The organism is Ectobacillus sp. (assembly GCF_056992975.1).
The window spans coordinates 1-10,225 of sequence record NZ_JBXKMX010000211.1 but is presented as its reverse complement, the minus strand read 5'-3'; the positions used below and the strand labels follow the sequence as shown (position 1 = coordinate 10,225).

General features: G+C 37.3%; 10 protein-coding genes. 1 reads left to right on the top strand and 9 read right to left on the bottom strand.

Annotated elements, in window-relative coordinates:
* Positions 1-220: 220 nt before the first annotated feature.
* The 3 genes from ychF to AC11ZT_RS09725 form a co-directional block, all read right to left on the bottom strand.
* Positions 221-1,321, bottom strand: a complete 1,101-nt coding sequence (ychF, locus tag AC11ZT_RS09735) for a redox-regulated ATPase YchF (RefSeq protein WP_484059406.1) — start codon at positions 1,319-1,321, stop codon at positions 221-223.
* Between the two features lie 211 nt (positions 1,322-1,532).
* Entirely contained in the window at positions 1,533-1,736 is a 204-nt protein-coding gene (locus tag AC11ZT_RS09730) for a DUF951 domain-containing protein (RefSeq protein ID WP_484059405.1), read from the bottom strand.
* 20 nt (positions 1,737-1,756) lie between these two features.
* The gene (locus AC11ZT_RS09725; protein ID WP_484059404.1) at positions 1,757-2,638 is read right to left on the bottom strand and encodes a mechanosensitive ion channel family protein; all 882 of its coding nucleotides are present in this window, start codon (positions 2,636-2,638) and stop codon (positions 1,757-1,759) included.
* Between the two features lie 169 nt (positions 2,639-2,807).
* Between AC11ZT_RS09725 and yyaC the strand changes: the two genes are divergently transcribed.
* Positions 2,808-3,422, top strand: a complete 615-nt coding sequence (gene yyaC, locus AC11ZT_RS09720; RefSeq protein ID WP_484059403.1) for a spore protease YyaC — start codon at positions 2,808-2,810, stop codon at positions 3,420-3,422.
* Between the two features lie 48 nt (positions 3,423-3,470).
* Here yyaC and AC11ZT_RS09715 read toward each other — a convergent pair whose 3' ends face one another.
* The 6 genes from AC11ZT_RS09715 to mnmE all read right to left on the bottom strand — a co-directional run.
* Positions 3,471-4,316 carry a ParB/RepB/Spo0J family partition protein gene (locus AC11ZT_RS09715; protein WP_484059402.1) on the bottom strand — a complete coding sequence of 282 codons (846 nt, stop codon included), beginning with the start codon at positions 4,314-4,316 and terminating at the stop codon, positions 3,471-3,473.
* Positions 4,309-5,070, bottom strand: coding sequence for a ParA family protein (locus tag AC11ZT_RS09710; protein ID WP_484059401.1), 762 nt, complete (start codon positions 5,068-5,070; stop codon positions 4,309-4,311). The genes AC11ZT_RS09715 and AC11ZT_RS09710 overlap by 8 nt, the downstream gene beginning before the upstream one ends.
* Before the next feature lie 268 nt (positions 5,071-5,338).
* Complete coding sequence (gene noc, locus AC11ZT_RS09705; RefSeq protein WP_484059400.1) at positions 5,339-6,196, bottom strand: nucleoid occlusion protein; 858 nt, start codon at positions 6,194-6,196, stop codon at positions 5,339-5,341.
* A 97-nt stretch (positions 6,197-6,293) separates the two neighbouring features.
* A complete protein-coding gene (rsmG, locus tag AC11ZT_RS09700; RefSeq protein WP_484059399.1) occupies positions 6,294-7,013 on the bottom strand; it encodes a 16S rRNA (guanine(527)-N(7))-methyltransferase RsmG in 720 nt (239 codons plus the stop codon).
* A 21-nt stretch (positions 7,014-7,034) separates the two neighbouring features.
* Positions 7,035-8,924, bottom strand: coding sequence for a tRNA uridine-5-carboxymethylaminomethyl(34) synthesis enzyme MnmG (gene mnmG / locus AC11ZT_RS09695; protein WP_484059398.1), 1,890 nt, complete (start codon positions 8,922-8,924; stop codon positions 7,035-7,037).
* A gap of 20 nt (positions 8,925-8,944) precedes the next feature.
* Positions 8,945-10,225: tRNA uridine-5-carboxymethylaminomethyl(34) synthesis GTPase MnmE (mnmE, locus tag AC11ZT_RS09690; protein WP_484059397.1), on the bottom strand; the 1,281-nt coding region annotated here is incomplete at its 5' end.

The window sequence follows — 10,225 nt, the reverse complement described above, 5'->3', positions numbered from 1 at the left end:
ACTAAACGGCCCAAATAATGGGCAAGGAGCAATTTATCAATTACTCACGAGATTAAATTATAGCATAGTCATATACTAGAAGCAACTTTATTCTAATACAAAAAAGAAAATGACGCAAAACAAGAACATACCTCTTTGTTTACGTCATTTTCCCAAAATGGTTCCCACATTCTTTTATTATTTCTATATTAAAAATTATTTTACATGTATGAACATACTTTTACACGTTAAAGCGGAAATGCATAACGTCGCCATCTTGTACGACATACTCTTTTCCTTCTAAACGAACTCGGCCAGCTTCTCTAGCTGCATTCATAGAGCCATTTTGCAACAAATCCTCGTATGAAACGGTTTCTGCCCGAATAAAACCACGTTCAAAATCAGTATGAATAACACCTGCACATTGCGGTGCCTTCATTCCTTTTTTAAAGGTCCAAGCACGAACTTCTTGAACCCCCGCAGTGAAATAGGTAGCAAGACCGAGAAGATGATAAGTGGCACGAATTAATTGATCTAGTCCAGATTCTTCAATTCCAAGTTCCTGTAAGAATACTTTCTTTTCATCTTCTTCTAGCTCTGAAATTTCTGCTTCTATTTTTGCGCATACTACGATTACTTCCGCATTATCTATAGCTGCAAATTCACGTACTCGTTTAACATATTCATTATCAGAAGGATCCATCACATCATCTTCACCTACGTTTGCAACATATAACATTGGCTTAATCGTTAATAGATGAAGCGTTTTAACAAGCTTCATTTCTTCTTCTGTAAATTCTACTGTACGAGCAGGTTGACTGTTCTCAAACGCATCCTTTAATCGTTCTAAAATGCTAAACTCTGCTACCGCATCCTTATCCTTTTGTCTAGCAAGTTTTCCAACACGTTCTATACGTTTTTCGATCGTCTCATAATCTGCTAAAACTAATTCTAGATTAATGGTTTCTATATCAGATATAGGATCTACTTTCCCTGATACATGCGTTATGTTTTCATCTTCAAAGCATCGAACAACTTGACAAATCGCATCAACTTGACGAATATGTGATAAAAATTTATTACCTAGTCCTTCGCCTTTGCTTGCTCCTTTTACAATACCAGCAATATCAGTAAATTCAAAAACGGTCGGCACTGTCTTTTTCGGTTGTACAAGTTCCGTTAATTTATTTAAACGTGAATCCGGAACTTCAACAATACCTACGTTTGGATCTATGGTACAGAACGGATAGTTCGCAGACTCTGCACCTGCTTGTGTAATTGCGTTAAATAGCGTCGATTTCCCTACATTTGGTAAACCAACGATACCAGCTGTTAATCCCATCCTCACTCACTCCTAAATGAAAGCATCTATCACGATATGCCGTTCCAAAGTCTTAGTAAATAATTCAACTCATTCATACTTCTTTATCGGCATAGGAGGGCTGCGATAGTATTCCAATCTTATTCGCACCTTCGTGAAAAAGCTAAACGTATTTGTAATCTTTCATCATTATAGATAGTAACCACTTACTTGACAAGCGAAAGCAAACTGCTTACTCTTCACCTTCGTGTTTCACTAGAATTTTTTTCATCTTTCTTTCAAAATCCCGTCGGGGTATAAGTACAGAATGTCCGCATCCCTCGCACTTAATCCGTATGTCCATTCCCATTCTGATGACTTTCCATCGATTGGTTCCACAGGGATGCACCTTTTTCATTTCTACAATATCATTTAGTGCAAACACTTTTTCTACCATATAAATGTCACCTCTTACAGTCAATTTGCTTTTTGACTTTCTGCTTCTTGACGATTATACAAAATCATATGAGGATATGGGATTTCAATGCCTTCTTCATCAAGTCGAAGCTTAATTTCCTTACGAAGTGCTCTTCCTACCACAAAATGCTGCATAGGATGAACCTCGGCAACAATACGCATAACAACATCAGAGGCACCCAAGTTTTGAATTCCTAGTAATTCTGGTCGTTTTACCATTTGCTCGTAACGCATTGGGAGCTCATCAAGTAATGATTCCAATACACGCTCTACATGATGAATATCGCTATCATATGAAATACTAACATCAACAAACGCTACGCTATTACTTAAAGAGTAATTGGTTACTTCCTTAATACCACCATTCGGTAGAATATGAAGTTCACCTGTCCAACTTTTTATTTTCGTAGTTCGTAATCCAATTTCTTGTACAACACCTTCGAATCTGCCGAGCTTTACATAGTCCCCCACAGAAAATTGATCCTCTAATAAAATGAAAAAGCCAGTAATAACATCACGAACTAAGTTTTGAGCACCAAACCCGATTGCTAACCCAATCACGCCTGCTCCAGCTAAAATTCCTTTCGTTTCAATTCCCAGTATACCTAATATCATAATAATAACTACAAAATATACGACATATGTAATAATGTTTTGTAGCAGTCTGGCAACGGTAGTTGTTCTTCTTTTAGACATAGAAAGTGGAGACTTTGCGTTCATTTTAAAAGCATTTCGGATAATTGCCTTTCCAACTCGTACAGCAATATTTGCTGCCAGAAGAATAAAGATAATTTTCACAAGACCTATCGAAAAATTAATCCAAATCTTTGGATCTAATAGGAAGCTCACTAGCTGATTATAGGTAGTCTTAAACCAACTCATTACGTAATCTCTCCTTAGTTTTTGAACACTTCATTTTATAATTGTAACAGAAATTTTTATTTCTTCTGCACTAAAATAATTTACATTTTTATTTTTTCATCCATGTTTGAAGTATAAAAAGTCTGTATTCCCGATATAATGATACTATTCTATAAAGGGATGGATGTTTGTGAGCGTAGGATCATTTCGTTTTACCTTTCCGTTTCTTGATAAGCAGTCCCATTCACTATATTATGATGAACAAGATGTGAGTGATCGACTTAGCAAAACGTTAGATGAATTCGTTCCTTCTGAACTATTAGAACCGATTGTTTTAGTTTGTATTGGAAGTGACCGTTCCACTGGTGATTCGTTAGGTCCATTAGTCGGTTCAAAATTAATTGAGAGACGAATGGAAAATTTCCATCTATATGGAACACTTGAAAACCCTGTTCATGCTTTAAATTTAGAAGAAACTCTACTACATATAACGAAACGGCATACCAATCCATTTATTATCGCGATTGATGCCTGTTTAGGTAAGGCCCAGCACGTTGGTAGCATTTCTGTTGGAAAGGGACCTTGCAAACCAGGTGCAGCAATGAATAAAAACCTTCCATCAGTAGGAAACCTACATATCCATGGCATCGTGAATATCCATGGATTTATGGAGTTTTTTGTTCTCCAAAATACAAGATTACATTTAGTTATGAACATGGCACATGTCATTGCTACAAGTATTCAAAAAACAGACTATACTATTTCTCTTCGAAAAAAAAGGAAAGAGATGATTCAAAAGGAGTAAAATAATTACTCATTGAGTCACCTCTTTCTAGCATGTCTCATCCTTATATTACTCGCCTGCTAATACATCTAAAATACGTTGTAAATCTTCCTTATTAAAAAAGTCGATTTCAATTTTACCTTTGTTGTTGTTCTCTTTAATTTTTACAGCTGTTCCAAATCGTTCACGTAAAACCGTTTCTTGCTCTACATAATAAATATTCTGCTCTTTTTTTACCTTTTTTGTTTCACGTGGAACATTTTGATTCATTTGCTGTATTAAATGTTCCAGTTGTCGAACATTTAAACTTTCCTTTTGAATCCGACTAATAATAGCTTGTAATTTAGATTGATCTTTTAAACTCAAGAGTGTGCGTCCATGTCCCATCGAAAGTGTTCCTTCTGAGATTAAATCCTGAATGTATGTAGGAAGAGAGAGTAGACGGATATGATTAGCAATATGTGGTCTACTTTTCGCTAATCGTTTTGCGAGTTGTTCTTGTGTGAGCTTAAGTTCCTCCATAAGCTTTTGATAAGCATGCGCTTCTTCAATTGGAGAAAGGTCTTCACGTTGCAGATTTTCCAATAGTGCTAACTCCATCATTTGTTGATCATTTAATCCACGAACAACAGCTGGAATATTTTCAAGTTCTGCTTCTTTTGCTGCTCGAAATCTGCGTTCCCCTACAACAATTTCATATCCTTTGATACTTTTCCTAACAATAATAGGCTGTAAAATACCATGTTCTTTTATTGAGTCCGTTAATTCTTGAATAGCTTCGTTCGAAAAATACTTACGAGGTTGATAGGGATTAGGACGAATTTGATTCAATGGTATATCTTGGACAACTTCCTCTTCTTTTGCCTCTAAATCAGGGAAAAGCGCTTGAATTCCTTTACCTAGTCCTTTAGCCACCTGCAATCACTTCTTTCGCTAAATCTAAATATACTTCAGCACCCTTGGACTTAGCATCATATAGCAAAATTGGTTTTCCGTGACTTGGCGCTTCACTTAGGCGAATATTTCTAGGAATAATGGAACGATATACTTTATCTCTGAAATACTTTTTCACTTCATCAATAACCTGAAGTCCCAAATTTGTTCTTGCATCTAGCATTGTTAATAATACACCTTGAATTGCTAAATTCTTATTTAAGTGTTTTTGAACAAGTCGTACCGTATTTAAAAGCTGGCTTAATCCTTCTAGAGCGTAGTATTCACATTGTACGGGAATAATAACCGAATCAGAAGCAGTAAGTGCATTAATCGTTATTAATCCGAGAGATGGAGGACAGTCAATTAAAATATAGTCATATTCATCACGAACTGGCTGAAGAGCTCTTTTGAGACGCACTTCACGAGAAATTGTCGGGACTAGCTCTATTTCTGCTCCCGCCAATTGAATCGTAGCTGGAATCACAAATAAGTCCTTCATGACAGTTGGCTTAATGATATCACGTACATCCTCATCTTCAACTAGTATGTTATATACACACTGCTTTAATTCAGATTTTTCGAGTCCGACTCCTGTTGTAGCATTTCCTTGCGCGTCAATATCTACAAGTAGAACCTTCTTCCCTAGTTGTGCTAAGCATGCTCCTAAATTAACGGCGGTGGTTGTCTTTCCAACTCCACCTTTTTGATTCGCAATCGAAATAATTTTACCCATGGTGACACCTACCTTCAACTTTCTCCCCTACGAGTATGATGTAAGCCCATTGTATCATGAATATGAATATTTTCCGTTGTATTCTGTATAAAACTTCAAAATTTCCATTTAAAAATCATATAAAGATGGATTTTTCCCTTGATAGGATTATCCTTATCAGCAGAAAATAAATTCTGTCATACATTTCAAGAACATATAATCGTTACGTATAACTAGTTCGTATCAAAAAAAGCCTCTTCTAGTAAGAAGAGGTCGATAGAGAATGAAACTAGTTCTTTTTCGGAATTTTTATCGTAATTTGATAGTATTCTTCATACTCTTGTTCCTCAGAATCAACCTTTAATCCGCTATTTTCAACCATTTGTAGCGATTGGCGAATCGTATTCATTGCAATTCGCATATCTCGACTTACAGCCTTACGTTTCTGTTTCGGCTTAGGATTACTTGGCTGTAAAACTTTTGCAACACGTTCTTCCGTTTGCTTTACGTTTAAATGAAAATCTAATATATCTTGAAGAATTTTCAACTGTGATTCTTCTTGTTTTAAGGGTATAAGTGCACGAGCATGTCGTTCGGTTATTGATTTATCTAATAATGCTTCTTTCACTCGTTCTGGAAGCTTTAAAAGACGAAGTTTATTAGCAACCGTAGATTGTCCCTTACCTAGACGTTGTGCAAGAGCTTCTTGGGTTAAATTATGTAGATCTAATAATTTTTGATATGCAATTGCCTCTTCTATGGCAGATAGTTCTTCCCGCTGCAAATTTTCTATCAGTGCAACAGAAGCCGTTTCCGTATCGTTCATACTTCTAACAATAGCAGGTATTGTTTCCCATCCTAGCTTTGTAACTGCACGAAATCTTCTTTCACCTGCAATAATTTCATACTGATCTTCTTCATACATGCGCACAATGATAGGTTGAATCATCCCATGCGTTCGAATTGTTAAAGCCAGTTCATCAATACGAGCATCGTTAAATACAGTTCGTGGTTGATATCGATTAGGAATAATATTTACTATTGGAATTTGAACGACTTCATCACGGAGTACATCTTGATTTTCATCTTGCTCTATTAAATCGTCCTTATCTCCCAAACCAAGCAAACGAGAAAATGTATGTTTCATACTACTCCACCACCTCCTATTGAATACTAAACAAGAAATGTTCCACGTGAAACATTAGGGCGCTACTTATACTATTCCATCATAATTCGAATAAGATTTACTTTTCAATAGGCAATTTATTTGGCATACCTGGTTTACGTGGATATTTCTTTGGCGTTTTTCTACATTTTTCAATAATGATGATGTTTCGTTCACTCTCTTCAATAGGTAATTGGAAGGTATTAATCTCACGAATTTCCCCACCAAGAACTTGTACAGCATGCGTCCCCGCTTCCAATTCTTCTTTAGCTGCTGCACCTTTCATTGCAAGAAAAGTCCCCCCTACTTTTACCAAAGGGAGGCAAAGCTCACTCAAAACAGACAAACGAGCTACTGCTCGAGCTGTTACAATATCAAAGGATTCACGTATGCCTTCTTTTCTACCAAATGTTTCTGCACGGTCATGATAAAAGGCAACATTCTCTAGTTCCAAAGATGATGCTAAATGATTCAAAAACGTAATTCGTTTTTGTAAAGAGTCGACAATAGTAATTTTCAACTGTGGAAAACAAATTTTTAAGGGAATGCTAGGAAACCCAGCACCCGCTCCTACATCACAAATAGAAAGTGGTTTAGATAAATCATAAAAAAAGGCAGCTGTAATAGAATCAAAAAAATGCTTCAAATACACTTCTTCTTTTTCAGTAATGGCAGTTAGATTCATTTTTTCGTTCCACTCCACTAACAATCGGTAGTAGGCTTCAAATTGATTAAGCTGCAAAGGAGAAAGGGAAATTCCTTTCTCCTCTAACATTGATTGGAAAAGTTGCATGTTCATTTCTTTATATCTCCTACCTGTTTATTGGTTAGATACTCTAGCGATTTTCCCTTGTTCTAAATAAACAAGTAAAATTGAGATGTCAGCAGGATTTACTCCTGAAATACGGGATGCCTGGCCAACAGACAATGGCTGCACAGCCTGCAATTTTTGACGAGCTTCTGTTGCAATACCTGTGATAGCTTCATAATCAATATTCGAAGGAATTTTTTTATTCTCCATTCGTTTCATACGTTCCACTTGCTGTAGCGATTTTTCAATATAGCCTTCATATTTAATTTGGATTTCAACTTGCTCCGTGATTTCATCCTCGATTAGCTCTTCACTAGGAACAATTGCATTGATATGTGCATATGTCATTTCTGGTCTTCGTAGTAAATCACTTGCACGAATACCATCCTTCAGTTCACTTCCGCCTGCATTCCGAATAAGTTCTTGTACGTCTGCTGTTGGCTTAATAATTGTTGAGGAAAGGCGTGTTTTTTCTTTTTCAATTTTTAACTTTTTTTCCATAAAACGTTCGTAACGTTCATCTGAAATCATCCCAATTTCATGACCAATTTCCGTTAAACGCAGATCAGCATTGTCATGACGAAGTAACAAACGATACTCAGCTCGAGATGTAAGCAGTCGGTACGGTTCATTTGTCCCTTTTGTTACTAAATCATCAATTAAGACACCGATATAGGCATCAGAACGGTCTAAGATTACTTCTTTTTTACCTAACGCTCGGCAACCAGCATTAATGCCGGCCATAATACCTTGACCTGCCGCTTCTTCATAGCCGGAAGTTCCGTTAATTTGACCTGCTGTATATAAATTTTTAACTTTTTTTGTTTCTAGCGTAGGCCAAAGCTGTGTTGGTACCATTGCATCATATTCAATGGCATATCCCGTTCGCATCATTTCCACATTTTCAAGACCTGGGATTGTTTTTAAAATTTCACGTTGAACATCTTCAGGCAAGCTTGTAGATAATCCTTGTACATAAACTTCCTTAGTATTTCTACCTTCTGGTTCTAAAAATAGCTGATGTCTCGGTTTGTCGTGAAAACGAACAATTTTATCTTCGATAGATGGGCAATACCGTGGTCCTCTTCCTTTTATCATACCAGAAAACATAGGAGACCGATGAAGATTTGCATCAATTAAACGATGTGTTTCTTCGCTTGTATACGTGAGCCAGCATGGAATTTGATCCATCAAAAATGTTGTGGTTTCAAATGAAAATGCACGCGGAACATCGTCACCCGGCTGTATTTCTGTTTTACTATAATCGATTGAATGTCCATTGACACGTGGTGGGGTACCGGTTTTAAAGCGTACCAACTCAAAGCCAAGTTCTTCTAAATGTTGTGATAGTTTCACTGCAGGCTGCTGATTGTTAGGACCACTTGAATATTTTAAATCACCAATAATTACTTCACCTCGAAGGTAAGTGCCAGTAGTAACTACAACAGTTTTAGATTTGTAAACAGCACCCGTATGTGTAATGACTCCCATACATTGTCCTTCTTCTACGATAAGACGTTCAACCATACCTTGGCGAAGTGTCATATTAGGTGTATTTTCAATCGTATTTTTCATTTCATGCTGATATGCAAATTTATCGGCCTGTGCACGAAGCGCACGAACAGCTGGGCCTTTTCCTGTATTTAACATTCTCATTTGGATGTAGGTTTTATCAATGTTGCGACCCATTTCTCCGCCCAACGCATCAATTTCACGAACAACAATTCCCTTTGCTGGACCACCAACAGAAGGATTACATGGCATAAATGCCACCATATCCAAATTTATTGTTAACAATAATGTTTTGGCTCCCATACGTGCAGCAGCAAGTCCTGCTTCGCAGCCAGCATGACCTGCACCTACAACGATGACGTCAAATGAACCAGCTTCATATTCCATTTTATATTCCTCCCTGTACGTTACTTTCCTAAACAAAACTGAGAAAATAACTGGTCAAGTAAACTATCTTGTACGGTGTCTCCTATAATTTCACCAAGTATTTCCCATGTTCTCGTCACATCGATTTGCACTAAGTCAATGGGAATCCCGCTTTGAATGGCTTCGATTGCATCCGTAATTGTTTTTTCGGCCTGTTGTAGCAGCCCAATATGTCTGCTATTGGAAACGTACGTCAAATCCTCTGCCTCCATCTTTCCTTCAAAGAAAGCTGCGGCTATTGCCTGCTCTAGCTCGGTGATCCCTTTTTCTTCAAGAAGAGAAGTTGAAATAATGGGAGCACCTGCAGATAATTCCTGCACACGATTCATATCCATTTGTCTGGGCAAATCGGTTTTATTTACGATAACAATACTTTCTTTTCCTTTAATAGCGCTAAACAACTCCACATCCTCTAGCGAGAGTGGTTCATTTTGATTGAGAACAAGCAAGACTAAATCCGCCTTCTGCAGCATATCCTTAGATCTCTGCACTCCAATTTTCTCAACAATATCCTTCGTTTCCCGAATACCCGCAGTATCTATTAAACGGAGAGGTACTCCCAATACATTCACATATTCTTCAATTATATCACGGGTTGTGCCCGCAATATCAGTTACGATTGCTTTCTTTTCTTGAATAAGAGTATTTAAAAGAGAAGATTTTCCTACATTAGGACGTCCTATAATGGCAGTAGCAATTCCTTCTCGTAAAATTTTCCCCTGTTTTGCCGTTTCTAACAATTTGCGAATTTCTTCCCGAACTGCTTCTGTTTTTGTAAGCAATACATCGTGCGTCATTTGTTCTACATCATCATACTCTGGATAGTCAATATTTACTTCTACATGCGCCACTGTTTCTATTAATTGCTGACGTAAATTCTGAATAAGCTTTGATAAGCGACCTTCTATTTGATTCATAGCAACATTCATCGCACGATCAGTTTTTGCACGAATCAAATCCATGACTGCTTCTGCTTGAGATAAATCAATCCGCCCGTTTAAAAAAGCACGCTTCGTAAATTCACCAGGCTCTGCAAGTCTGACTCCTTGCGCTAAAATAAGCTGTAAGACACGATTCACCGACACAAGCCCACCGTGACAATTCACCTCTACTACATCTTCCCGTGTAAATGTTTTCGGCGCGCGCATAACCGAAACCATAACTTCTTCAATTGTGACATTTGTATGCGGATCCACGATATGTCCATACTTAATCGTGTGGGACTGTGCCTCCAATAAGTCTGATCCTTTAAAAATCTGATT

Excerpts from the sequence above, each read along its gene's own strand:
- ychF (WP_484059406.1), bottom strand. The coding sequence starts at position 1,321 with ATGGGATTAACAGCTGGTATCGTTGGTTTACCAAATGTAGGGAAATCG.
- noc (WP_484059400.1), bottom strand. The coding sequence starts at position 6,196 with ATGAAACATACATTTTCTCGTTTGCTTGGTTTGGGAGATAAGGACGAT.
- rsmG (WP_484059399.1), bottom strand. The coding sequence starts at position 7,013 with ATGAACATGCAACTTTTCCAATCAATGTTAGAGGAGAAAGGAATTTCC.
- AC11ZT_RS09710 (WP_484059401.1), bottom strand. The coding sequence starts at position 5,070 with ATGGGTAAAATTATTTCGATTGCGAATCAAAAAGGTGGAGTTGGAAAG.
- AC11ZT_RS09725 (WP_484059404.1), bottom strand. The coding sequence starts at position 2,638 with ATGAGTTGGTTTAAGACTACCTATAATCAGCTAGTGAGCTTCCTATTA.
- mnmG (WP_484059398.1), bottom strand. The coding sequence starts at position 8,924 with ATGGAATATGAAGCTGGTTCATTTGACGTCATCGTTGTAGGTGCAGGT.
- AC11ZT_RS09730 (WP_484059405.1), bottom strand. The coding sequence starts at position 1,736 with ATGGTAGAAAAAGTGTTTGCACTAAATGATATTGTAGAAATGAAAAAG.